The sequence below is a fragment of the Streptomyces iakyrus genome, assembly GCF_000717055.1.
Lineage (GTDB): Bacteria > Actinomycetota > Actinomycetes > Streptomycetales > Streptomycetaceae > Streptomyces > Streptomyces iakyrus.
In genome coordinates, this window is record NZ_JNXI01000010.1 from 169,716 (window position 1) to 192,108 (window position 22,393).

Here is a 22,393-nt window from a genome sequence, read left to right on the forward strand (position 1 = left end):
TGGCACCGCATCGTCATCGGCCTCTCCGCACAAGGGCGGTTGTTCGGTCCTCGCTGTCGCTGCTCCTGTGGACCTCGGTCGGCGGTAGGGGCTCGTCCCGGCCCTTTTGTGACGCCGCGGGCTCTTCGGCGGCGTCAGCCGCGGCCGGGCCGACAGCCCTGTCGGGCACGGCGGTCTCAGCGGCTTCTGCCGGGTCAGGCGCGGTCGGCCGCGCGGGGCGGCGCAGGTAGAGGAAGGCGAGCGCTGCGGCGAACAGCAGCAGGCTGGTCCACACGTTCAGGCGCAGGCCCAGGATGTGGTTGGCGGGGTCGACGCGCAGCATCTCGATCCAGCCGCGGCCCGCGGTGTAGGCGGCCACGTACAGGGCGAAGACGCGGCCCCGGTCGAGGCGGAAGCGCCGCTCGGCCCACACGATCAGCGCCGCCGCTGCCAGGTTCCAGCCCGCCTCATAGGCGAAGGTGGGGTGGTAGGTGGCGGCGTCCGGTGTGTCCGCGGGGCGGTTGGCGGGGTCGATCTCCAGGCCCCAGGGCAGTGTGGTGGGCCTGCCGTACAGCTCCTGGTTGAACCAGCAGCCGATCCGCCCGATCGCCTGCCCGACCAGTACGGCAGGGGCGACCGCGTCGGCGAACGCGGCGAAGTCGATGCCGCGCCGCCGGGCCGCGATCCACGCGCCCAGCGCTCCGCCCGCGATGCCGCCCCACACGCCGAGGCCGCCCTGCCACACGTACAGGACTTCGACCGGGTTCTTGCCGGGGCCGAAGTACAGCTGCCAGCTGGTGATCACGTGGTAGAGCCGTCCGCCGACGATGCCGAACGGCACGGCGACCATCGCGATGTCCAGGACGGTCCCCGGTGCGCCGCCGCGGGCGCTCCAGCGGCGCTGGCCGATCGCGACGGCGGCGATCACGCCTGCGATCACCATGACCGCGTACCAGTGGATCATGAGCGGGCCCAGGTTCAGATAGGGACTGGACGGGCTCGGCAAAGAGGCGAGGTTCATCAGGTCACATCAGCTTCGAGTGAGATAGACAGCGGTGGGCGGGGGCACGCCTCGCGGCGCGGACGGCCGAGCCGGTCCTGTGCTCGGCGGGACCGGTCCGGCGTTGAGGAGGGGCGCCGCTGATGCGACGGCCTGCTGTGCTCGGGGGCGGTCAGCCCATGCCGTGGTGTCCGTCCTCGGAGGCGCCGCCCAACATCGAGCCGCCCATCATCGAGTCGGAGTTCATGCCGTCGGACATCATGCCGTCGGACATCATCTTCTCCATCTGCTGCCGCGCCTTGGCGCGGTCTTCGGCCGGCAGCTGATCCGTACAGTGGCGGATCATCGCCTCCCTGCCGTCGGCGCTGTCCGCGTGGCGTCCCGACTCGGAGCTCTGTGTAGCGGAGGGCTTGGGGCTGGGCGGCGAGTCCGCGGCGAACGCGGTGGCGCCGTAGGTGCCGAGGCCGCCGAACACGACCGTCGCGGCGGCAAGGCCGATGGTCCTGCGCTTGATCATTGATTCGCTCCCTGTCCCAAGTGGGGCTTTTACGTCATCGACGCTAGGCACGGGGTGTGAAGGGGCCATGAAGCGCCGATGTGGCGCCTCTGTGCCCTCGCCCAGGCTGGATTCGGCCATCCCGCGGGAGAGTCCTCACTCCCACCTGCGCAAACGCGGGCACGACACCATCCGGGCCGCCCGTTTCGCACGAGAAGAGCCGTTTGCTACCCCTAGGGGGTACGAGTAGTTTCGCAGTAGTTTCGCTGACGAAAGGAGGTCGACATGGCGAACCAAGGCACTCAGCACCAGGAGCGGTTCCTCGCTCCGGATGTGGTGAACGACGCGGTGGTGCGGCTGGCCAAGATCAACGGCCAGGTGAAGGGCGTCTCCCGGATGATCCAGGAGGGCCGGCACTGTGTCGACGTCCTGGACCAGATCGAGTCGGTACGCAAGGCCCTGGACGGGGTGTCCCGCCAGGTGACGCGGAACTACCTGGAGCGGTGCGTCACCGACGCGATCAGGCGCGATGACCCGCTCATCTACGACGAGCTGATGAAGGTGCTGTTCCGGCACCGCTGACCGGCGCCGACTCCACGGAAGGAAGGAGAAGAAGACATGTCCAACATGATCACTTTGGCTGTTCCCGGAATCTCCTGCGGGGATTGCCGGCAGGTCATCGGCGGGGCGGTCGGCGCGGTGGCCGGGGTGTCGGCCCCGCAGGTGGACATCGAGGCCCAGACGGTGGGCGTGGCCTACGGCGCGTCGGCGGCCCTGCCTCGGATCGTGGCCGCGGTCGAGGACAGCGGCCACAAGATCAGCGGGTACGCGGTGCAGAACCAGGTCGTGAGGAGGGCGTCGTGAACGTGGACCAGATCGTGGTGCTCGCCGGAGCCGCAGGGCTGATGGCGCTGCTCGCCTGGTTCTTCTTCGGGCCGAGGAAGACGCGGCTGACCGAACTGCGGGGCGGAGCCCAGGAGATCGGCATCACCGTGAAGGGCGGCTACTCCCCGGACCTGATCCGGGTCCGTCAGGGCCTGCCCGTCCGGCTGATCTTCGACCGGCAGGAAAGCGGGGAGTGCACCTCCCGCGTGCTCTTCCCCGATTTCTCGGTGGCGAAGTCGCTGCCGGCGTTCGGGAAGGCCACAGTCGAATTCGTACCCGACAAGGCGGGCCGGTTCGGCTTCGCCTGCGGGATGAACATGGTGCACGGCACCGTGCTGGTCGAGCCCGGCGACGGGAACGGGGAGGCTGCGTCATCGGCCGCCGTGAGGGAGGAACCGGCCGCGCCCGCCGCCATACCGGGCGAGGTCGACACCGGGGAGGATGAGGCCGCCGAACGGCAGGCCGAGATCAAGGATCTGTCCCGGCGAGTGCTCATCGGTGCGGTGCTGTCCGCGCCGGTCGCACTCGCGGTCATGCTGCACGAGTTTCTCGGGGTCGATGTACCGGACCTGCTGCTCAACCGATGGTTCCAGCTCGCGCTGATCACGCCGGTGATGTTCTACACCGGCCGGCCGATCCACACGACGGGCTGGCGCGCCCTGCGCAACCGCAGCGCCGAGATGAACACGCTGATCACGCTGGGCACGTGCGCGGCCTATGGCTACAGCCTGCTCGTCACGGCGGTGCCGGGCCTGTTCCCTGCCGGAGTGCGGGAGGTCTACTACGAGGCAGTCGGGGTGATCCTGACCCTGATCCTGCTGGGTCGGCTGTTCGAGGCGAAGGCCAAGGCGGGCACCGGGCAGGCGATCCGCGAACTGCTGGGCCTGCAGGCCAAGACCGCCCGGGTCGTGCGGAATGGTGCCGAGGTGGAGGTGCCGGTCCAGGACGTGATGGCCGGTGACGTGGTCGTGGTCCGGCCCGGCGAGAAGGTCCCGGTGGACGGGGTCATCATCAACGGCCGCTCGACTCTGGACGAGTCCATGGTGACCGGGGAGTCGCTCCCGGTGACCAAGGCCGCCGGGGACGAGGTGGTCGGCGCGACGATCAACCAGACCGGCGCGTTCAGGATGCGGGCGACCAAGGTCGGCGCGGAGACGATGCTGGCGCAGATCATCCGGTTCGTGCAGCAGGCGCAGGCGTCCAAGGCCCCCATCCAGCGGGTCGCGGACCTCGTCGCCGGCTACTTCGTCCCCGCGGTGGTCGTCATCGCCATCGCCTCGTTCGCAACCTGGTACCTGATCGGGCCCGACCAGGCGCTGACGCTGGGACTGGTCTCCGCCGTCGCCGTACTGATCATCGCCTGCCCGTGCGCGCTCGGCCTGGCCACCCCGTTGTCGATCATGGTGGGCACCGGCAAGGGCGCCCAGCACGGCATCCTCATCCGCTCCGCCGAGGCCCTGGAGACCGCGCACCGGCTGCAGACCATCGTGCTGGACAAGACAGGCACCATCACCAAGGGCCGGCCCACGCTGACCGACGTCGTCCCAGTGAACGGGTTCGCCGAGGACGAACTCGTCCGCCTGGTCGCCTCCGCCGAGCACTCCTCCGAGCACCCTCTCGGCCAGGCCATCGTGCAGGGCGCCGCCGACCACGGGATCGATCTGGCCGAGGTGAGCGAGTTCGACTCGGTCACCGGAAAGGGCATCACCGCCACCGTCGAAGGGCACCGCCTGCTGGTGGGCAAGGCCGCCCTGCTCACCGAGGCGGGCATCGACACCGCCCCGCTGGAGACGGACGTGGACCGGCTGGCCGCGGAGGGCAAGACCCCCGTCTTCGCGGCCGTCGACGACCGGCTGGCCGGGGTGGTGGCGGTCGCGGACACGGTCAAGGAGGACTCGGCCGCGGCCATCGCCGAGCTGAAGCGGCTCGGCCTCGAAGTCGTGATGATCACCGGTGACAACCGGCGTACCGCCGAGGCGATCGCCCGCCAGGTCGGCATCGACCGAGTGCTGGCCGAGGTGCTGCCCGAGCACAGGGCGCAGGAGATAGCCCGGCTGCAGGACGAGGGCAAGCGGGTCGGCATGGTCGGCGACGGCATCAACGACGCCCCGGCCCTCGCCCAGGCCGATGTCGGCTTCGCCATCGGCAGCGGCACCGACGTGGCCATCGAGGCATCGGACATCACTCTGATCTCCGGGGCGCTGGGCGGGGTCGTCACCGCCGTAACCTTGAGCCGGGCCACCATGCGCAACATCCGCCAGAACCTGGTCCTGGCCTTCGTCTACAACACGGCGGGCATCCCGCTGGCGGCCGGTGTGCTCTACCCGTTCACCGGCTGGCTGCTCAGCCCGATCATCGCCGCCGCGGCCATGGCCCTGTCGTCGCTGTCGGTGGTGGGCAACGCGAACCGGCTGCGCACCTTCACTCCGCAACCGTTCCCCGCGGCCCCGCAGCAGGTCGCGGAAGCCACGTCCCCGATCGAGGTGGCCACATCATGACATCCGCGACCGTGCTGGTCGTCGACGACGAGACGAAGCTGCGCGCCCTGGTACGCGACTACCTCGAACGCGAGGGGTACAGGGTGCTGGAGGCGAGCGAGGGCCGCCAGGCCCTCGACCTCGCCCGCACCGCCCACCCCGACCTGATCGTCCTCGACTTGGGCCTGCCCGGCCTGCCCGGCGAGGAAGTGGCCCGGCTGCTACGCAAGACCAGCGACGTGCCGATCGTCATGCTCACCGCCAGGGCGGCCGAGAACGACCGGGTGATGGGCCTGCGGCTGGGCGCCGACGACTACGTCGTCAAGCCGTTCAGCCCGCGCGAACTGGTCGCCCGGGTGGAGGCGGTACTGCGGCGCGCCCGCGGCCCACGCGCCGCAGTCGAGGAAACAGCCGTCTCCTACGGCGACGGCCAGCTGCGCGTCGACGCCGAGCGCCGCGAGGTGCACGCCGACGGACAGCCGGTGGAACTCACCCGCACCGAGTTCGACCTGCTCGCCGCCCTCGCCTCCCGGCCAGGGCGGGCCTGGACCCGGATGGAATTGGTCGGTCGTGTCCAGGGCCACACCTTCGAGGCATACGAGCGCACCATCGACGTCCACGTGAAGAACCTGCGCCGCAAGCTCGGCGACACCCCGCCCTCCCAGGTAGTGCTCACCGTGCCCGGCGTCGGCTACAAGCTGGGACTGGACAAAGATGCGTGACCTGCTGCGAGGCCGCTTCGCCCGCCGCCTCGCCCTCGCCTTCGCCGCCCTCGGCATCGGGGCCGCGGCCCTGACCGCGGTGCTCGTCAACACCGCCTTCGGGGCCCGGTTCGACGATTACCTCGCTGAGCAGCAGCAGGTGCGCCAGCAGCAGCTGGTCGCCCTGTTCGCCGCCGAGTACACCAAGGACGACGCCTGGAAGACGTCGACACTCAACGAACTCGCGCCGACGGTCACCATGACCGGCTCGCAGGTCGAACTCCGCGACCGGGCTGGGCAGCGGATCTGGTCGCTCGCCGACGCCGAGGTGGACCCGGCCACCCTGGCCATGCACCGCGACATGATGGGCATCGGCGACCTCGGCCCACCGCACGAACTGCCCATCACCGTCGACGGGCAGAAGGTGGGCACCCTCGACATGCGCGTGCCCCAGGGCCCGATCCCCGCCGTCGACCGGGAGTTCCGCGCCGACGTCAACCAGCTCCTGATCGCGGGGGGCTTGACCGCCGGGCTGGTCGCCCTCGCCGTCGGCCTCTACACCGCTCGCCGTGCCACCGCCCCCATCGCCGAACTCACCCGCGCCGCAAGCGACCTGGCCGCCGGACAGCGCGACCGGCGCGTGGCCACCGTCCCCAACAACGAGATCGGAGAACTCGCCACCGCCTTCAACACCATGGCCGACCGCGTGGAGAAGGAAGACGAACTGCGCCGCGCCTTCGCCGCCGACGTCGCCCACGAACTGCGCACTCCGCTCGCGATCCTGCGCAGCGAACTCGAAGCCGTCCAGGACGGCGTCCGCCAACCCACTCCGAAGGTCATCGGCTCGCTGCACGACGAGACACTCCGTCTGGGCCGGCTCATCGCCGACCTGGAGACCCTCGCCTCCGCCGACGCCGCCGCCTTCACCCTCGAACGCGAGCCCGTATCCCTGACCGGCCTCGTCCGCGACACCACAGACGACCTCTCCGGCCGGTTCACCGAAGCGGGAATCACCCTGCACACCGACCTCACCACCGAGGTCCACGTCACCGGCGATGGGGTACGCCTGCGGCAGATCGTCACCAACCAGCTCACCAACGCCCTCAAGTTCGTCCCCGCCGGCGGCACCGTCAACGTCACCCTGCGCCACGACGGCGACTGGGCCGAACTGCGCGTGGCCGACACCGGGCCCGGCATCCCCGCCGAGGACCTGCCCCGCATCTTCGACCGCTTCTTCCGCAGCCGCACCGCCCGCGCCGACGGCTCCGGCATCGGCCTCGCCGTCGCAGCCGAACTCACCGCCGCCCACGGCGGTACCCTCACCGCCGACAGCGCACCCGGCCAGGGCGCCACCTTCACCACCCGGCTGCCCGCCACCAGCTCAGCACGCCCCCGCAAGCCGGGACAGTCCCCGCGATCCACGCCATAAGCACGCCATTGCGCGTCCGTTCCCGCCACCCTCAAACCCTGAAACCCAGGAAGCCCAGGAGAGCGGGGTGGGTCAGCGCAGTGACTGAACGGCGTAGAGAGGGAGTTACCTCTGTGTCGTGACGGTCGTGGCCGAGGCGGCCCGGCCGATGAGCGCGGCCGCGGCCAGCAGGGCTGCTCCGATGGCGTAGACGGCGGTGATGCCGGCCGCGTCGGCCAGCCAGCCGCCCAGAGCGAGGGAGGCGAGGCGGCCGAGCTGCCAGATCAGGTCGAATGCGGCGAAGACGCGGCCCCGGGCGGCGGGCGGAGTCTCGGCCTGGAGCAGCGAGTTGAAGGTGACCGCGCCGGTGGAGGTGGCCACCCCGTATCCAGCCAGGCTGCCCAGTGCCACGGCCGGGACGCGCACCAGGGCGAGGACCGCGTCCACGACCGCGCGCAGCAGGTAGGGGCCGAAGACGAACACCGGGCGGCGCGGGTCGGACACGTACCGGGTGAGCAGCAGCGGACCGGCGGCGGCACCGACCCCGATACAGGCCAGGGCCATGCCATAGCCGGACGGCCCCAGCCCGAGCCGGTCGCGCACCAGCACGACCAGCAAGGCGCTCGTCGCTCCGGCCGACAGCGCGGCCAGTCCTTGCCCAGCGGCAAGGGCCCGCAGCACCCGGTGCCCGGCCAGCACCCCGATACCGTCGCGGGCCTGCCGCCAGAAACCGCTCCGGGTCGCGCCCGCCGGGCGGCGTGGCAGGCGCAGGCGGGCCAGCACTGCGGCGGAGGCGGCAAAGCTGGCCGCGTTGATCCAGAACGCGGGACCGTAGCCGATAGCGGCAACCACCATCCCGGCGGCCGGGGCCAGCACGATCTGCGACAGCACCGCGGCGGTCCAGATGCCGGAGTTGGCAGCGATCAGTTCCTCCTCGTCCACCAGCGCGGGCAGCACCGCCCCGGCGGCCGGGTTGAAGAACGCCGACGCCCCCGACATCGCGAACGCCACCGCGTAGATGCCCGGCACCGAGTGGTCCACCAGCGGCAGCGCCGCGGCCAGCAGCATCCGGGCCAGATCGGCGATCACCATCACCCGCACCGGCGCAAGCCGGTCGACGACCACCCCGGCGACCGGAGCGAGCAGCAGCACCGGCGCGATCTCGGCGGCCACCAACCCGGCCACGCTCAGCCCGGAACCCGTGCGCTCCCACACCAGCAGACTCAGCGCGACGGTGGCGAAGGCATCGCCCCAGGCGGAGGCGGTCCGCGCGAACCACAGACGACGGTAGCCGGGCAGGGCGAACACCTGACGCAGGCCGGTGTTCACTCTGCCCGGCCAGGTCCGGCTCAGCGGACCTTCTCCATCACGTGCCCGCAGCAGCAGGTGGGGTTGCGGTCTCCGCCGTGACCGGGGGCCGCGCCCTTGGTCACCGTGATCTCACAGCCGCACTCCGGGTCCGGGCACCGGTACACCTCGCCCTCGACGAATGGCATGACCTGCGCCTCCTTCCGTGGCGTCGTCGTACGCTGGAGACGCTAGAACCTTCACCCGGGGTGAAGGTCAAGCCGGGAACGGAGGCGTGCGATGGCCGGGACCATGACCGTGGGACAGGCAGCGCAGGCAGCTGGGGTCACCCGCCGGGCCGTGCGGCTGTACGAGGAGCGCGGCCTGCTGGCCTCCGCCCCGCGCACCGCGGCCGGCTACCGCCTGTACGACCAGGACGACATCGACACCCTGGTCTTCATCCGCCAAGCCCGCGCCCTCGACCTCCCCCTCGACGACATCGCCGCCATCCTCGCCCTGCGCCGCGGCGGCACCGCTCCCTGCACCGCCGTACGGGAGCTCGTCGATGCCCGCATCGCCGAGATCGACCGGACCATCGCCGACCTGCGGGCCCTGCGTGCAAGCCTGGTCGCCACCCGCCGGGACGCGGCGGAGGCGAGTCCCGCGTCGCAGCCGGGCGGAGCGGTCTGCCCGATCATCGAGCGTCAGGCGACGGCAGCCGGTTGAGGGCTGGGTCGCCCTTGCCCTCGTCGTGGGTACGGCCGTGTTGAGTCGCGCGCCTCAAGTGCCGGTCCCGGGCTGTCGCAGACAGACACGAGCCGTCCCGGGCGGGACAGCGCCACCGGTGACCGCTGGTTGTCCGGTGCCCGAACCGAGTCGATAACCCGGAACGGGTTCAGGACTGCCTCGCCGAGACCCGCGAGGGACCAGGGAACGCCACGGCAGCCCCGGCGGATCCCCTGCCGGCCACGGCACGATGGGCCAGCTCGGTGCGCAGCCGGGCGCGGCCGCGGTGGATGCGGCTGCGCACCGTCCCGAGCTTCACGCCGAGTGTCGTGGCGATCTCCTCGTACGGCAGGCCCTCGATGTCGCACAGAACGATCGCCGCGCGGAACTCCGCGGGCAGTGCGTCGAGAGCGGCCTGCACCTCTGTGTCGAGCTGTGCGTCGTGGTGGGCCCGCGCCGGATCCTCTTCCCTGGCCGGCACCCGCTCGGCGGCGGCGTCGGTCAGGTGCTCGAACCGGATACGGGACCGTCGCCGGGCCATGTCGAGGAAGAGGTTCACGGTGATCCGGTGCAGCCACCCCTGGAAGGTGCCGGGTCGGTACCGGTCCAGTGACCGGAAGACCCGTATGAAGACCTCCTGAGTGAGGTCCTCGGCGTCGTGCTGGTTGCCGGAGAGCCGGTAGGCGAGTCGGTAGACCTGGTGGGCGTGGCGGCGGACGATCTCGTCCCAGCTCGGCATGGTCCACACCTCTCCGGCGGGGCCGTTGTGGGCGGCGGGCACGGCATCCGAACGACCGCTGGGAAGTCGGCGCCGCTCGGGGAGGCCGACTGCCGCGTCATCGGTGTTCCCCGGGCTCCCCGGTGCGGGCACGGAGCCACAGGCCGACCGGGCAGACCCGGCAGGCGTCGCGTCGGGAAGGACACCACACGCGCCGCTGTCGCTGAGGTCGCGGTTCATCGGATTCTCCTCGCAACGCTTCTCCTGCCTGATGCGGTCCGTGGCACCAGGCGGCAGTGGCACAGCCACAGCAGGAACAAAACTATGCGGAAGGGGATGAAGGCCCTGTGAAGCGTCCATGTGCTTGCCAGGAAGGCAGCGGTGGTTTCACCTATTCACCGGTCTGCCCCGGTCGGGGTTCGCATTCCCGCTGTCGGGTCACAGGTCTACCGCCAGGATCGGGCTGCGAGCACGTGAGACGCAGGGATAGATCACATCGCGGCGCCCGCGCTCGCTCACGGCCAGCACGGTGTCGCGGTGGTCGGGGGTCCCTTCCAGGACGCGCAGCTCGCAGCTGCCGCAGAAGCCCTCCTCGCAGGAGGAGGGGGCGTCGGGAACCGCCTCGCGGATCACCTCCAGCAGGCTGCGATCGGCCGGGACCGGCAGGAGGCGTCCGGTGCGTCTCAGCTCGACTTTGAACTCGCGGGCGTCCGGGTGATGTCGGTCGGCTCGGGGGGCGCCGAAGCGTTCGGTGTGCAGATGCCGGTCGGGGAAGTCCGCGATGGTCTTCTCCAGGGCGGCGAGCAGCGGTTCGGGGCCGCAGGCGTAGATCGCGGTGCCGCGCGGGGTGTCGGCCAGGGCGGCGGCGAGGTCGGGCAGGCCGTCGGTGTCCTCGGGGACCAGCTGGACCAGGCCACTGCCGAGGGCCGGCAGTTCGTCGGCGAACGCCATGGCGGCGCGAGACCGGCCGCCGTAGATCAGGCGCCATTCGCGCCCGGCCGCGGCCACCGCGTGGACCATCGGCAGGATCGGGGTGATGCCGATGCCGCCCGCGATGAACAGGTAGTGGTTCGCCAGGACCAGCGGGAACCTGTTGCGGGGGCCCCGGATGGCGATCCCCTGCCCGGCTCGCAGGCTGTGCACCTCCGCCGATCCGCCGCGCCCGTCCGGTACGTCCAGGACGCCGACGCGGTAGGTGTCCCTGTCTGCCGGGTCCCCGCACAGCGAGTACGACCGGACCAGACCGGAGGGCAGCACCAGGTCGACATGGGCGCCCGGTTCCCAGGCGGGCAGTGACGCGCCGTCCGCGGCGGCGAGTTCGAGGGCCACAACGCCGTCTGCGGCGTGCCGCAGCTCGCTGACGACGACGCGCCGCGCTGCGGGCTCCTCGCGGCGGACCGGCTGCTGGGCTGCTTTACCCGTCGACGCGGGCTTCACGCTGACGGCGCTGGAAGTGCGGCGTCCGACCAGTAGCCGGTAGATGGTCAGGAAGGCGACGACCGCGGCCAGCACGAGTGCGGTCCAGCGCACGGTGCCCTCGTCGGTTCCAGCGGTCAGAGCGTGCACGGTGCCGAGCACGAACAAGGCGAAGGTGCTCGTGTGGACGTAGCGCCACCACCGGTGCGGGATACGCGACTTGAGCAGCGAGGTGGCCTGAACGGCGGCGAGCACGTACAGCGCGATCACACCCCAGGCCACGGCCATCGGCCGGTAGTCGGAGGTGAACGGGAACAGGATCTGGACCAGGCCGATGTCCACCCAGGAGTCGGTGAGCAGGCCGACCAGGTGGATGCCCAGGAAGACCAAGGAGAGCGCGGACAGGAAGCGGTGCAGATCCAGCAGGCGCCCCGGCACCGCCTTCGGGCCCAGTACCCGGGTGTACAGCAGCAGTCCCCACACGACCGTGGCCGACAGCAGCCACCAGGACATCAGCCCGCCGACGCGGGCGAGGTACCAGGACAGTTGCGAGACCACGTCACAAACCTTTCCCAGGGCCCGGCGCGGTGCGCCGTGCCGTCTTCGGTCACGAGCAGGCCGGTGACCCCGTGGGTCTCCAGCAGGGCCACTCCGGCGGGCAGCCCGGCGATCAGCGCCGCCTTCGCGAGCACCTCGGCCCAGTGCGCCTCGCCGGCCACCACGGTCACGCTGTGCACGTCGCTGGTGGCGGGCGCCCCGCTGCCCGGATCGATCAGGTGGTGCAACTCCCGCCCCTGGCGCTGCCATCGGCGGCGCAGCCGGGTGGAGGTGGCGACGGCTCCTTCACCGAGGGTCAGCCACGCCAGGTCCGTCCCCGGGTGGGCCTCGTCCTCAACGGCGACCACCCACGCATCGGAGCCGGGAGGCGATCCCGTCGTCCGTACGTCGCCGCCCAGATTGACGCAGGCCCCGTCGGCGCCCGCGGCCATCAGCTCCTGCGCGACCAGGTCGGCCGCGTACCCCTTGCCGATGCCGCCGAGGTCGAGTCGCACGCCGGGCGGTACGCGCACCCGGTCGTCGCGGATCTCGACACCCGCGCAGCCCGGCACGAGGGCTGGGCGCAACCTGTCCGGCTGCTCCCGGGGCAGTGCGTCGAAGCTGTCGGTGTATCCGGCGGCTTCGAGGGCGGACAGGACCGTCGGGTCGAACAGGCCGCCGGTCGCCTCCCACGCCCGAACCGCCTGCCGTACGACTGCGACGGTCGGCGGAGACAGGGCGACCCACCGGCCGGGCGAGGCATTGAGATGGCGCAGCTCGCTGTCGGGGCGGAACCGGGACCAGAGGGCCTCCAGCTCTTCCAGGCGGCGGAGTGCCCTCTGCACGAGTTCCGGCTCGCGGCCTCCGGCCACCAGGAGATGGCCAGTGGAGCCCATCACCTCGAAGCGCGCTTCAGCTGCCACTGCTGCGCGTCACCGGGGCGGACGGGGGTACCAACTGGCCCTCGCCTTGGCCCTGCTGGGCCGGGGGCTGTGCCTGGGTGGGTGTCGGAGCCATGGGTGCCTGAGCCGCTGTCTTTGTCTTTCCGCAGCCGCTGCCGCTGCTACGCGTGACCGGGGTGGTCGGCGAGGCCTGGGACTGCGCCGGGGCAGGGATTGCGGCTGTCGGGGAGACGGATGAGGGAGGGACTGGGCTGGAAATGCCCGCGGGTGACGTGGTCGCGGCGGAGGGCTCGGCCGCGACCACAAGGGCCGTGGTCAGCAAGGCCGCACCGGCCAGGCTCGCGCTGGCTACCGTGATCCGTACCGCTGTCCGCCGGTCCCGTTCGTCGGCGTTGGAAAGGTCAGCCATCCCCCATCTCCATCTCGGCCCCGTCCATCTCCGAGCCGTCCTCCTGGCCCCGGCTGTCGTCGCCCATGTCGTCCCCGTCCTTGCCCAGCGCGCCGCCCGGGACGCTGCCGGAGTCAGAGGGTGAGGGGACGGCGGCTGGTGCCGAGGTGTTCGAGGGATCCGGCGTGCCGGGTCCGCCACCCGCTACCGCCACGGTGGCGACGGCCATGGAGGCGGCCACTACCACGGCTCCGCCGACGGCGGCGAGTACGGTGCGAGGCCCTGCCTTACCGATGAACGAATTGGCCCTGCGCATAGACGATGTGCTCTCTCCCGATGGAACGAACGGCTCGGTGATCAGTGCGCCGCTACATGTCGCCCATGCCCATGCCCATATCCATGTCCATGCCGTCGTCCTCCCCCATGCCATTCATTCCGTTCATGCCGCCCATGCCGGAGCTGTCCTGCCCGCCCATCCCCATGCCGCCGGAGCTCTTGTCCGTGCCCTTGTCCTGCTCCATGCGCATGTTCATGCCGGCCTCCATGCCCATACGCATGGCCTCCATCCACATACGCATCTCCATCTCACTCATGCCGCCGCCGTTGCCCTGCATGCCGTCCATGCCATTTCCGGTGCTGGGCGCCGGGCTGGGCATGCCGCCGGCCGGCTGGGACGGTGCGGCGGGGGCCGCCGGAGCCGGGGATGCCGGGCCCGTCGGGCTGCCGGAAGGCGAGGAGCTCGCCATGCCCGACATGGAGGGAGGCGGGGTGTCCGGCCCACCGCCAGCGACGGCCGCGGTGGCGACGACGGCGGTGACGCCGACCGTCACGACGGCTGCCGCGACGGCGAGGGCGGTGCGGTGCTTGATGGTGCCGGCCATGGGGTTGGTCCTCTTTCTGTCGAATCCCGTGGGGTCTGGGCGAGGGACAAAGATGAGCCCCTAGTCCCCTTAGTCGATTAGGTTGTCAGGTCGGTTTGGTGACAGCCCCGCTCGGTGGGGCTGCCGGGTATCAGGGGCGGCGGCTCACGCCCGGTGGGCGGGCTGGAAGCGCCGCAGCCGCAGGCTGTTGCTGACGACGAACACCGAGGAACTGGCCATCGCTGCCCCGGCGATGAGCGGGTTGAGCAGGCCGAGCGCGGCCAGTGGCAGGGCGGCGACGTTGTAGGCGAACGCCCAGAACAGGTTGCCCTTGATGGTGGACAGCGTCCTGCGGGCGAGGCGGATCGCGTCGGCCGCGCCCCTCAAGTCGCCCTTGACCAAGGTGAGATCGGCCGCAGCGATCGCCGCATCCGTCCCCGTGCCCATCGCCAGGCCCAGGTCGGCCTGCGCGAGGGCGGCGGCGTCGTTGACCCCGTCGCCGACCATCGCCACGACCTTGCCCTGCTCCTGCAGCCGCTTGACCTCGGCGACCTTATCCTCGGGATGCACCTCGGCGATGACCTGCTCGATGCCGACCTCGGCCGCGACATGCTCGGCTGCCGCGGTGTTGTCACCGGTCAGCAGCACCGGGGTCAGGCCCAGCTCCTTGAACTGCGCGACCGCCTGCGCACTGGTGGGCTTGACGGTGTCGGCGACCACCAGCGCGGCGCGCACCTGGCCGTCCCAGGCGGCGAACACGACCGTACGGCCGGTCCGTTCGGCCTTCTTCTGCGCCTGGAGCAGGGCCGCGGGGACCTCCAAGTCCTGGTCGTCGGTCAGCCAGCTCGCCCGTCCGGCCAGCACCTGGTGTCCGTCGACCGTGCCCGTCACACCCCGGCCCGCGTGGTTGGCGAAGTCGGCGACAGGCGCGAGGTCGCCGGTCTCGTCCTCGGCGGCGTCCGCGATCGCCTTGGCGATCGGGTGCTCGCTGGCGTGCTCCAGCGCCCCGGCCAGCCGCAGCACCTCGGCCCGCTCCTCGCCCTCGACGGTGACCACGTCGACCAGGCGCATCTTCCCCTCGGTGACCGTGCCGGTCTTGTCCAGCACGATGGTGTCGATCCGCCGGGTCGATTCCAGCACCTCCGGGCCCCGGATCAGCAGGCCGAGCTGGGCACCGCGCCCTGTGCCGACCATCAGCGCGGTCGGAGTGGCCAGGCCCAGCGAACACGGACAGGCGATGATCAGCACCGCCACCGCCGCGGTGAGCGCCATGGCGGCCGGATAGCCCAGGATCAACCAGGCGAACAGCGTCTCGACCGCCAGCAGGATCACGATCGGCACGAATATCGCGGAGATGGAGTCGGCAAGACGCTGCACCTCCGCCTTGCCGGTCTGCGCCTCCTCCACCAGCCGGGCGATCTGCGCGAGCTTGGTGTCCGAGCCCACGCGCGTGGCCCGTACGACCAGACGGCCCCCGGCGTTGACGGTGGCGCCGGTGACGGCGTCGTCCGGGCCGACCTCCACCGGCAGCGACTCGCCGGTCAGCAGCGACTCGTCCACCGCCGAGGTACCCTCGACGACGATGCCGTCGCTGGCGATCTTCTCCCCGGGCCGCACCACGAACTCGTCCCCGACCGCCAACTGCTCGATCGGCACGCGCACTTCGCGCCCGCCGCGCAGCACGGCGACTTCCTTGGCGCCCAGGTCCATCAGGGCCCGGATCGCCTCACCGGCCCGGCGCCGGGCGCGGGCCTCGAAGTAGCGGCCGGCCAGGATGAACGCGGTCAGCGCCGCGGCGACCTCCAGGTAGATCTCCGGCTGCCCGGCATGCTCGCCCGAGCGCGGCAGCAGGGAGAAGCCCATGCTCATGCCGGGTTCGCCCGCACCGCCCCAGAACAGGGCGTAGACGCTCCAGGCCCAGGCCGCCAGCACGCCGAGCGAGACCAGGGTGTCCATCGTCGTCGCCCGGTGCCGCAGGTTCAGCGCGGCAGCACGGTGGAAGGGCCAGGCGCCCCACAGCGCCACCGGGGAGGCCAGCGCGAAGGCCAGCCACTGCCAGAACCGGAACTGCAGGGGCGGAATCATCGACAGCGCCACGACCGGCAGGGTCAGCACCGCCGAGGCCAGCAGCCGGTCCCGCAGCGCCCGCACATGCCGCTCCTCCTCGCTGACAGCCCCGTCACCAGCCGCATCCTGGCTCCCCGGGGCGGCCGAGGCGGGCGGCGCGGGCAGGCTGGCGCCATACCCGGTGGCCTTCACCGTGGCGATCAGGTCCTCGGGCGTCAGGTCCTCGGGGTAGCCGACGCGGGCGCTGGCGGTGGCGAAGTTCACCGTCGCGCTGACGCCTGGCATCTTGTTCAGCTTGCGCTCGATGCGATTCGCGCATGAGGCGCAGGTCATGCCGGTGATGGACAGGTCGACGGTCTGCGCCGGAGCACTCCCGTCGGGGAACTCCGCCGTGGGCAACCGGGTGGTCGTGGTGGTCATGCGAGGCTCGTCATTCATGTGCGGGGACCGGGGGCCGGGCGAGCCGTCAGACCCCGACCAACTCGTAGTCGCCCGCCTCGGTCAGGGCCGCCCGGACGTCCTCGGTCGCCAGCGGGCCGTCGCTGGCCACCGTGACACGGCCCGCCTCGACGTCGACCTCGACCTTCTGCACACCGGAGAGCGTGGTGAGCTCCCCGGTGATGGCATCGGCGCAGTGGCCGCAGGTCATGCCGGTGACCGTGTAGATGGACTTGCTCATCAAACGCTCCTCGCTCCATGAGAACGACCACCGGGAAGGGCGGCACAACGTCTCAGGCACCTCTGGACGCCCACAGCGTTACACTTCCAGCCCACTGGAACTTCAAGTGAGGAGCCCCATGAAAATCGGCGAAGTGGCCGAGCTCACAGGGACCAGCACCAAGACCATCCGCTTCTACGAGGACTCCGGCCTGGTGCCTCCCCCGGCCCGCACCCCCAGCGGCCACCGCGTCTACGGCCCCGAGACCGCCGACCGGCTCCGCTTCATCCGCCGCTGCCAGGCCGCCGGCATGACCCTGCAGGAAGTACGCCAGATCCTCACCGTCCACGACAGCGGCGAAAGCCCCTGCGGCCACGTCAGCCGCGTCCTGACCGAGCGCCTGGACAACGTCCGCGCCCAGATCGCCGAACTCGTCACCCTCGAAGCCCACCTGGAATCCCTCCTGGCGCACGCCGCCCAGGGCCGACCGACCGATCACGACCAGGCCGGCGTCTGCTGGATCCTCGAAACCGAGCCTGCCGAGTCCGCCGAGCCCTCGGTCACCGAGTGACGGGAGACCGTACAGGCGCGGGCTCCGGCCCAGCCGGTACGACAACGGCGAAGCCCTGCCCCTCCGCAGGCCGCCAGCCCAACTCCCCCGCGTACAGGCGGCGCAGCACATCAGGCGGCCGGTGATAACAGAACACCGACGCCCCGGCCCCGACGATCGACGGGGTGTCGAGGAACAGCGGCAGCTCCGCCAGGAAATAGCGCACCGCACGCTCGACCTGCCCGGCCTCCGGCGCCCGCCCCGGCGGGAGCTTCCCGGCCAGCACCCAGCGGGTGGCCTCCCTGCACGCGTCCCGGAAGCCCGGATCCTCGACGTACCGTTGCAGCCCGCCTTCGTGCAGCCCTGGGAACACCGCGTTGCGCTCCAACTCGGCCCACCCCAGCACCCGCGCTCCCGCGTCCGCCACGCCGAGCGACGTGAGCGCGGTGACGATCTTGTTCCGGGTGTACTGCCCTTGCCGCCGCGCTTTCCACGCGGCCTTCTCCGGGGAGTACCCCAGGGCCTCGAGCGTGAAGGCACTGGGCGCGTCCGGCACGAAGAAGTCCACCCGCTCGAACCGGCCCAGCCCCCAGGCCGCCAGCTCCCGGATCCGGGCCGTGGAGAAGTAGCCGTTGAACGGGCTGATCCCGAAACAGACGTGCTCACCCCGCTCGACCGCCTCTGCGCACCGGGCGCTGAGCGGAGTCACCGTCAGAGCGGCCCCGCTGCCGCCGCCTTGCTCTGTGCTCATGCCCGGACGCTAGAAGGCTCCCCCTGGGGCAAGTGCAAGCAAGGCGCGCACCGCCCCACCCGATCGAGGTATGCCGTCATCCCTCACCAGCCGTTCAAGCCGCCCGATGAGGTGAGCGGCGCCTGACGGCCGGACCGCAGGTCGACCGGCGTCGGGTCTTCGGGGCCTGCTTCGGCTACATGCCGCCGCCGGTGCGGTACGCCCGGAGCAGATCCAGGATAAGGGCGTTGGTGACGACGTAGTGCCGCACCAGGGGAACGAGGCCAGGTGGTCCTCGGTGCGCTCCGCGCCTTTGGCGGGCGGGCGAACCAACTGCGTTGGCTGCCCTCCTACACGGACTCCCCCAGCGGCCGTCCTGCCCGCAGGTTCCACCGACCGGCGCGTCCGCTGAACTCCAAGGCGGTCAGCGGCGGTACGTCGATCCGCCAGAACGCCTGTGCCGTCGCCCCCAGCGCCCGCACCGCCGCCGCGCGGACGGCCTCCGGCTCCACGACGGCGATCAGCCGCCCCGCCTCACCGGCCACCGCATCCAGCCATCCTCCGACCCTGTCGCACAGCTCCTGCAGCGACTCCCCGCCGTGCGGCGCGCATCCCGGGTCCGTCAGCCAGGCCGCGATCGCCTCCGGCTCGGCGGCGGTCACCTCTTCCAAGGTCCTGCCCCGCCACCTGCCCACCGCCCACCCGGCGACGTCGGGCAGCGGCACCGCCTCCAGCCCGAGCCCGGCGGCCGTCTCTCGGCAGCGCACCGACGGGGAGGCGAACACCCGGTCGGCCATCGGCAGTGTTCCGGCGGCGGACTGTGCCCGCCGCAGCCCAGCGGCGTCCAGGGAGCAACCGTCGTCGAAGCGCGCTTCCCGGAGCGCCGCGCTGACCGCTGGTGAGATCAACATCACCCGGCTTGTCATGCACCCTCCTCCTACCGCCGAACGAGCTTGCAAACACCGGAACTTGGGCGTACGGAAGCGGATCCGGCGCGCGGTCGGCGCCACCCGCGCGCTCTTGGCGGGAATGCCGCCCCGCGCTACCTTCACCACGACATTGACGACGGCATGACGGAAGTCCGGTGAGAATCCGGCACGGTCGCGCCACTGTAAGCCCAGCAGGAGCCGCCCCCGCCAGGGGCGCTGATCGCCGGGCAAGTCAGACCCGCAGCCGTCGCTTCGAGCTCCAACGACATGGGACGCGAGTTCCCCCAGGAGGTCCTGCCATGGCGCAGTCCGCAGCCCCGCCGGCCGTTGCCCCCGACGCACCCCTCACCCTCCCCGTCCGGGCGATCCTGCCCTGGGCGGCCTTCTTCGGCATCCTGATGCTGATCCTGCTGTACTTCGTCGGCGCCGAAGGCGGCACGGCGGCTGTCTTCTCCGGCGAGGGCGTGCACGAGTGGGTGCACGACGGACGCCACCTGCTCGGCTTCCCCTGCCACTGAGACGAGGCCGCGCACATGAATTCCGCCACCGTCAGAACCCTCCTGGTACGCGGCATGCTCACCGGCATCGCCGCCGGAGTGCTGGTCTTCGCCTTCGCCTACCTCGTGGGTGAATCGCCGCTGAGGTCCGCACTCGTCTTCGAAGCAGCCCACGAGACCGAACACGGCCCGGAACTGGTCAGCCGAACCCTGCAGGAGACCGCCGGCCTGGCCACCGGCGTGCTCTTCTTTACCACCGCGTTCGCCGGAATCGCCGCCCTGACCTTCTGCTTCGCCCTGGGCCGCATAGGCCGCTTCGGTCCGCGGGCCACCGCCGGCCTGGTCGCCCTGGGCGGCTTCGTCACCGTGTTCCTGGTGCCGTTCCTCAAGTACCCGGCGAATCCCCCGGCGGTCAGCAACCCCGACACCCTCAACCAGCGCACCGCCCTGTACTGGCTGATGATCGCGCTCAGTGTGCTGATCGGCATCGCGGCCGTCGTCCTGGGCCAGCGGCTGGCCCCACGCCTGGGCAACTGGAACGCGACCATCGCCGCCTCCGTGGCCTTCGTGATGGCGATCGGCCTCGCGCTGGCCTTCCTCCCGGCGGTCAACGAAATGCCCGAGGGCTTCCCCGCCAATGTGGTCTGGGACTTCCGCCTCGCCGCGGCAGGCATGCAGCTTCTTCTGTGGGCATCCTTCGGCCTGATCTTCGGCCACCTCGCCGAGCGGGTACTGGAACCTCGTACCACTACCGCACCCACCCAGGCTGTGGCATCGCAAGCAGCCCCCGCACCCCACTGAGACAACTGAGAGGACGGGCCCGCGGGGGACACCCCCTGCGGGCCCGTCCGCATGTCTCATGGCGACCTCAGGTGCGATCCGCCTAGTGCCTGCCCGACGTGTGCGCGTCACCGAGTCCCGCGGCATGCGTCTGCCCTTGCCGGGACCCGCGCACGTGGCCGACGGCGACCTGCCGGAGAAGTAGCCGCGCCGGCGGGGCCGGCACTCCCCCGGCATGCGGTCGCCGTCGTCACGAAGCCGTGGCGGCGGGGTCGCGGAAGTCGGGCGGCAGTGCGCCGTCCACGCGGGTCACCAGGGCCGGTGCGCACGTGCGCATGCTCTGACTGGTCACCAGCAGCAGGGACAGCGTGGTTCCGGTCTCGTCGTCGATCGGGAAGCGTGCGTCGGGGTAGCGCCGGGAGAATTCGATGATCGTGTCGACGTCCCGGGTGAGCGACGTCTGGCTGGCGCTCTTGTCCTTCGCGCGGCATCTGGTGTCGATGTCGTGGAGGGCCTCGTGCACGGGACGGACCTGGGCGGAAGGCGGGGTGACGAAGGACGCCGTGGCGCTCGGCTCGGTAGTGGCGGTCGATCCGGTACCGCCGCCGGAACCGCCCCGCAGGGCCACCACTGCGGAGGTGGCCAGGGCGAGCACCACGGTGGCGGCCACCACAGACAGCAGCAGGCCCGCCCTGTGGCTGAGCGGCGGGGCGGCGGCCTCCGCCGCGGAGACGGGTCTGCCGGGGGCGGCCCCGCTGCGGTCCTCTTCGACCTCTTCCTCGTCGCGGTGCGGCGTCACGAAGTGGCCTTCCAGCTGGCGCCGCCGTCGGTGCTGCGGTAGACGCGAGCGGTCGTGCCGTCGAGCGCGCCCGCGTACAGGGTGCTGCCGGTCGCGTCGTAGCCGACCGCGCTGGTGCCCTTGGGCAGGTCGGCGTCCTTCCAGGTCTTGCCGCCGTCGGTGCTCAGCTGGGCGCCGTCCATGCCGACGGCGATGATCCGGTTGATGTCCTTGGGGTTCCAGGCGGCGGCCATCGCGCCCATCGGGCCGCCCAGCTCCTTCCAGGTCTTGCCGCCGTCGCTGCTGGTCTGCAGCCCGCTGGACATGTCGGGGGCGATGAGGCGCTGCGGGTCCTTCGGGTCGACCAGGATGGTGCCCATGAAGGAGCGGCCCGTCTCGGCGTTGACCGTCTTCCAGGTCGTGCCGCCGTCGGTGGAGGCGAGAAGCCCGGACTCGGGAGAGCCGACGTAGACGGTGTCGCCGGTGCCGCCGATGGCGTGGACGTCTCCGAGCGCGTTCTTGCCGGTCGCCTTGGTGAAGGTGGCCCCGCCGTCGGTCGACCGGTACAGCCCCGGGTGCCCGCCCACCAGCACGGCGTCTTTCGTGCTCGCCCATCCCATGGCGTCGGCCCCGCGCAGCGAGGGCACGTCCTGCCAGGTCTTGCCCCCGTTGCCGGAGGCGGCGACGGCCGCGTGCCCGCCCACGAAGAGCCGGCTGCCGACCACCGACACCGTGTGCAGGTCCCCGCCCACGAGGGGCCTGGTCGCCGACCCGGTGGACGAGCCGCCGGCGCTGCCGCCGTCGCCGCGGGTGGTCAGGAAGACCCCGCCCGCCGCGACCGCCACCACGGCCAGGGCCGCGCCGCCCCAGCGCAGCCGCCGCGCCCGCTGCTCGGCGCGCCGTGCCGCGGCAGCCTGCTCGGCTGCCCTGGTCCGGCGGCGTTCGGCCTTCGTGGGCCTGGCGGCTGCCGTCGGCTTGGCGGCCGCAGCCGACGGCTTCGTCTTGCGGGACGATGTGGAGGACATGATCGTGCTTCCTTCGCAGGTGTCGTGAGGGCGGAGACAGTCGGCGCGGGCGGCCCGCGTACCTCCCGCCGGGCTGGACGGTCACCGCCTACCGGCGGCGACCCACTGGATGATCGGGAAGAACTCCTCGAAGGTCAGGGCCGAAAGAGAACGCGGCCCCCTTTCCGGAGCGGTCGAGTACGTAGGTGTGGGGACGGCTCTCGGGGCCATGCACCGGAAGCCCGGCAGGGTACGGCCGTCCCGGTCGAAAATGCTCGGATACGTGATGCCGTAGCCGCGCTCGAACGCGAGCACGGACGCCTTGTTGTCGCGGTTGTCGATGCCGAGGAACCCGCAACCCGGAGCGGGGCGGCGGTCTTGGCGGACAGCCGGGCGATCTCCGGGGCCTCGTGTAGCCGTCGGCCTGGCCGCCCCCACACGTTGACGACCACATCGCCGCGCATGTCGGCGATGCCGACGCGCCCGCCGGTGAGCGTGGTGCCGGACAGGGCGGGAGTGAGCCTGCGCTGCGCCGACGGGAAGCAGCGAAACACCGAGGCGCCGGTCACCGCCGCGGGAATGCCGCTGCTCTGCTGCGAGCCCTTGGCGGTACGGCAATC

The 22,393-nt window shown here is 71.5% G+C and carries 25 protein-coding genes; 9 read left to right on the plus strand and 16 right to left on the minus strand.

All coding sequences use genetic code 11. The features are described from left to right. Positions 1–13 precede the first annotated feature (13 nt). Positions 14–1,000 (minus strand): prolipoprotein diacylglyceryl transferase, encoded by a 987-nt coding sequence (gene lgt, locus OO68_RS17405; protein WP_078625346.1) that lies wholly within the window; start codon positions 998–1,000, stop codon positions 14–16. 151 nt (positions 1,001–1,151) lie between these two features. Continuing rightward, positions 1,152–1,496, minus strand: coding sequence for a hypothetical protein (locus tag OO68_RS17410; RefSeq protein ID WP_033309262.1), 345 nt, complete (start codon positions 1,494–1,496; stop codon positions 1,152–1,154). Between the two features lie 264 nt (positions 1,497–1,760). On the opposite strand from OO68_RS17410, the gene OO68_RS17415 reads away from it, so the two are divergent. From OO68_RS17415 to OO68_RS17435, 5 genes are read left to right on the plus strand one after another with little or no spacing between them, the layout of a single operon-like run. After that, positions 1,761–2,057, plus strand: coding sequence for a metal-sensitive transcriptional regulator (locus tag OO68_RS17415; protein ID WP_033309263.1), 297 nt, complete (start codon positions 1,761–1,763; stop codon positions 2,055–2,057). A gap of 36 nt (positions 2,058–2,093) precedes the next feature. Continuing rightward, a complete protein-coding gene (locus OO68_RS17420; protein WP_033309264.1) occupies positions 2,094–2,339 on the plus strand; it encodes a cation transporter in 246 nt (81 codons plus the stop codon). Next, the gene (locus OO68_RS17425) at positions 2,336–4,858 is read left to right on the plus strand and encodes a heavy metal translocating P-type ATPase (RefSeq protein WP_033309265.1); all 2,523 of its coding nucleotides are present in this window, start codon (positions 2,336–2,338) and stop codon (positions 4,856–4,858) included. The genes OO68_RS17420 and OO68_RS17425 overlap by 4 nt, the downstream gene beginning before the upstream one ends. After that, positions 4,855–5,559: a response regulator transcription factor gene (locus OO68_RS17430; RefSeq protein WP_033309266.1), complete on the plus strand. Its 705-nt coding sequence runs from the start codon at positions 4,855–4,857 to the stop codon at positions 5,557–5,559. The genes OO68_RS17425 and OO68_RS17430 overlap by 4 nt, the downstream gene beginning before the upstream one ends. Continuing rightward, positions 5,552–6,967, plus strand: coding sequence for a sensor histidine kinase (locus tag OO68_RS17435; RefSeq protein ID WP_033309267.1), 1,416 nt, complete (start codon positions 5,552–5,554; stop codon positions 6,965–6,967). Before OO68_RS17430 ends, OO68_RS17435 begins: the two co-directional genes overlap by 8 nt. Positions 6,968–7,072: 105 nt before the next feature. Here OO68_RS17435 and OO68_RS17440 read toward each other — a convergent pair whose 3' ends face one another. Together OO68_RS17440 and OO68_RS46825 are read right to left on the minus strand one after the other, a co-directional pair. Next, positions 7,073–8,275: an MFS transporter gene (locus tag OO68_RS17440; RefSeq protein WP_033309268.1), complete on the minus strand. Its 1,203-nt coding sequence runs from the start codon at positions 8,273–8,275 to the stop codon at positions 7,073–7,075. Between the two features lie 20 nt (positions 8,276–8,295). Beyond that, positions 8,296–8,442, minus strand: coding sequence for a hypothetical protein (locus OO68_RS46825; protein WP_167345899.1), 147 nt, complete (start codon positions 8,440–8,442; stop codon positions 8,296–8,298). A 91-nt stretch (positions 8,443–8,533) separates the two neighbouring features. On the opposite strand from OO68_RS46825, the gene OO68_RS17445 reads away from it, so the two are divergent. Next, positions 8,534–8,959, plus strand: a complete 426-nt coding sequence (locus OO68_RS17445; protein WP_051814681.1) for a MerR family DNA-binding protein — start codon at positions 8,534–8,536, stop codon at positions 8,957–8,959. A 169-nt stretch (positions 8,960–9,128) separates the two neighbouring features. Here OO68_RS17445 and sigE read toward each other — a convergent pair whose 3' ends face one another. The 7 genes from sigE to OO68_RS17480 form a co-directional block, all read right to left on the minus strand. Next, complete coding sequence (gene sigE, locus OO68_RS17450; protein ID WP_078625347.1) at positions 9,129–9,917, minus strand: RNA polymerase sigma factor SigE; 789 nt, start codon at positions 9,915–9,917, stop codon at positions 9,129–9,131. A 198-nt stretch (positions 9,918–10,115) separates the two neighbouring features. Continuing rightward, on the minus strand, positions 10,116–11,207 hold the full coding sequence (locus OO68_RS44090; protein WP_403551860.1) for a PDR/VanB family oxidoreductase: 1,092 nt from the start codon (positions 11,205–11,207) through the stop codon (positions 10,116–10,118). A 398-nt stretch (positions 11,208–11,605) separates the two neighbouring features. Then, complete coding sequence (locus OO68_RS17460) at positions 11,606–12,553, minus strand: FAD:protein FMN transferase (protein ID WP_157852729.1); 948 nt, start codon at positions 12,551–12,553, stop codon at positions 11,606–11,608. A 380-nt stretch (positions 12,554–12,933) separates the two neighbouring features. Next, the gene (locus tag OO68_RS17465) at positions 12,934–13,236 is read right to left on the minus strand and encodes a hypothetical protein (RefSeq protein WP_157852730.1); all 303 of its coding nucleotides are present in this window, start codon (positions 13,234–13,236) and stop codon (positions 12,934–12,936) included. Between the two features lie 52 nt (positions 13,237–13,288). Next, positions 13,289–13,801: a hypothetical protein gene (locus OO68_RS17470; protein ID WP_033309270.1), complete on the minus strand. Its 513-nt coding sequence runs from the start codon at positions 13,799–13,801 to the stop codon at positions 13,289–13,291. 144 nt (positions 13,802–13,945) lie between these two features. After that, the gene (locus OO68_RS17475) at positions 13,946–16,267 is read right to left on the minus strand and encodes a heavy metal translocating P-type ATPase (protein ID WP_033309271.1); all 2,322 of its coding nucleotides are present in this window, start codon (positions 16,265–16,267) and stop codon (positions 13,946–13,948) included. A 46-nt stretch (positions 16,268–16,313) separates the two neighbouring features. Then, entirely contained in the window at positions 16,314–16,526 is a 213-nt protein-coding gene (locus tag OO68_RS17480) for a heavy-metal-associated domain-containing protein (protein WP_033309272.1), read from the minus strand. Positions 16,527–16,644: 118 nt separating this feature from the next. On the opposite strand from OO68_RS17480, the gene OO68_RS17485 reads away from it, so the two are divergent. Beyond that, the gene (locus OO68_RS17485) at positions 16,645–17,076 is read left to right on the plus strand and encodes a heavy metal-responsive transcriptional regulator (protein ID WP_033309273.1); all 432 of its coding nucleotides are present in this window, start codon (positions 16,645–16,647) and stop codon (positions 17,074–17,076) included. Here the strand turns inward: OO68_RS17485 and OO68_RS17490 are convergent. Both OO68_RS17490 and OO68_RS17495 read right to left on the minus strand, forming a co-directional pair. Beyond that, positions 17,066–17,806 carry a tRNA-dependent cyclodipeptide synthase gene (locus tag OO68_RS17490; protein WP_051814684.1) on the minus strand — a complete coding sequence of 247 codons (741 nt, stop codon included), beginning with the start codon at positions 17,804–17,806 and terminating at the stop codon, positions 17,066–17,068. The genes OO68_RS17485 and OO68_RS17490 overlap by 11 nt on opposite strands. A 329-nt stretch (positions 17,807–18,135) precedes the next feature. After that, entirely contained in the window at positions 18,136–18,711 is a 576-nt protein-coding gene (locus OO68_RS17495; RefSeq protein ID WP_033309274.1) for a histidine phosphatase family protein, read from the minus strand. Positions 18,712–19,013: 302 nt separating this feature from the next. Here OO68_RS17495 and OO68_RS17500 point away from each other — a divergent pair, with 302 nt between their 5' ends. Next, positions 19,014–19,232, plus strand: coding sequence for a CbtB domain-containing protein (locus tag OO68_RS17500; protein ID WP_033309275.1), 219 nt, complete (start codon positions 19,014–19,016; stop codon positions 19,230–19,232). A gap of 15 nt (positions 19,233–19,247) precedes the next feature. Beyond that, positions 19,248–20,012: a CbtA family protein gene (locus OO68_RS17505; protein ID WP_033309276.1), complete on the plus strand. Its 765-nt coding sequence runs from the start codon at positions 19,248–19,250 to the stop codon at positions 20,010–20,012. A gap of 229 nt (positions 20,013–20,241) precedes the next feature. On the opposite strand, the gene OO68_RS17510 is transcribed toward OO68_RS17505, so the two are convergent. The 3 genes from OO68_RS17510 to OO68_RS17520 form a co-directional block, all read right to left on the minus strand. After that, positions 20,242–20,790, minus strand: coding sequence for a hypothetical protein (locus tag OO68_RS17510; protein ID WP_033309277.1), 549 nt, complete (start codon positions 20,788–20,790; stop codon positions 20,242–20,244). Beyond that, on the minus strand, positions 20,787–21,794 hold the full coding sequence (locus tag OO68_RS17515) for a WD40/YVTN/BNR-like repeat-containing protein (RefSeq protein ID WP_033309278.1): 1,008 nt from the start codon (positions 21,792–21,794) through the stop codon (positions 20,787–20,789). The genes OO68_RS17510 and OO68_RS17515 overlap by 4 nt, the downstream gene beginning before the upstream one ends. Positions 21,795–21,875: 81 nt before the next feature. Then, positions 21,876–22,088 carry a hypothetical protein gene (locus OO68_RS17520; RefSeq protein ID WP_033309279.1) on the minus strand — a complete coding sequence of 71 codons (213 nt, stop codon included), beginning with the start codon at positions 22,086–22,088 and terminating at the stop codon, positions 21,876–21,878. Positions 22,089–22,393: the final 305 nt, after the last annotated feature.

Bases quoted from the DNA above. Each gene is read 5' to 3' on its own strand.
- OO68_RS17445 (WP_051814681.1), top strand. From the start codon at position 8,534: ATGGCCGGGACCATGACCGTGGGACAGGCAGCGCAGGCAGCTGGGGTC.
- OO68_RS46825 (WP_167345899.1), bottom strand. From the start codon at position 8,442: ATGCCATTCGTCGAGGGCGAGGTGTACCGGTGCCCGGACCCGGAGTGC.
- OO68_RS17435 (WP_033309267.1), top strand. From the start codon at position 5,552: ATGCGTGACCTGCTGCGAGGCCGCTTCGCCCGCCGCCTCGCCCTCGCC.
- OO68_RS17430 (WP_033309266.1), top strand. From the start codon at position 4,855: ATGACATCCGCGACCGTGCTGGTCGTCGACGACGAGACGAAGCTGCGC.
- lgt (WP_078625346.1), bottom strand. From the start codon at position 1,000: ATGAACCTCGCCTCTTTGCCGAGCCCGTCCAGTCCCTATCTGAACCTG.
- sigE (WP_078625347.1), bottom strand. From the start codon at position 9,917: ATGAACCGCGACCTCAGCGACAGCGGCGCGTGTGGTGTCCTTCCCGAC.
- OO68_RS17495 (WP_033309274.1), bottom strand. From the start codon at position 18,711: ATGACAAGCCGGGTGATGTTGATCTCACCAGCGGTCAGCGCGGCGCTC.
- OO68_RS17505 (WP_033309276.1), top strand. From the start codon at position 19,248: ATGAATTCCGCCACCGTCAGAACCCTCCTGGTACGCGGCATGCTCACC.
- OO68_RS17475 (WP_033309271.1), bottom strand. From the start codon at position 16,267: ATGACCACCACGACCACCCGGTTGCCCACGGCGGAGTTCCCCGACGGG.
- OO68_RS17465 (WP_157852730.1), bottom strand. From the start codon at position 13,236: ATGCGCAGGGCCAATTCGTTCATCGGTAAGGCAGGGCCTCGCACCGTA.
- OO68_RS17480 (WP_033309272.1), bottom strand. From the start codon at position 16,526: ATGAGCAAGTCCATCTACACGGTCACCGGCATGACCTGCGGCCACTGC.
- OO68_RS17485 (WP_033309273.1), top strand. From the start codon at position 16,645: ATGAAAATCGGCGAAGTGGCCGAGCTCACAGGGACCAGCACCAAGACC.
- OO68_RS17420 (WP_033309264.1), top strand. From the start codon at position 2,094: ATGTCCAACATGATCACTTTGGCTGTTCCCGGAATCTCCTGCGGGGAT.
- OO68_RS17500 (WP_033309275.1), top strand. From the start codon at position 19,014: ATGGCGCAGTCCGCAGCCCCGCCGGCCGTTGCCCCCGACGCACCCCTC.
- OO68_RS17490 (WP_051814684.1), bottom strand. From the start codon at position 17,806: ATGAGCACAGAGCAAGGCGGCGGCAGCGGGGCCGCTCTGACGGTGACT.
- OO68_RS17415 (WP_033309263.1), top strand. From the start codon at position 1,761: ATGGCGAACCAAGGCACTCAGCACCAGGAGCGGTTCCTCGCTCCGGAT.
- OO68_RS17515 (WP_033309278.1), bottom strand. From the start codon at position 21,794: ATGTCCTCCACATCGTCCCGCAAGACGAAGCCGTCGGCTGCGGCCGCC.
- OO68_RS17470 (WP_033309270.1), bottom strand. From the start codon at position 13,801: ATGGCCGGCACCATCAAGCACCGCACCGCCCTCGCCGTCGCGGCAGCC.
- OO68_RS17410 (WP_033309262.1), bottom strand. From the start codon at position 1,496: ATGATCAAGCGCAGGACCATCGGCCTTGCCGCCGCGACGGTCGTGTTC.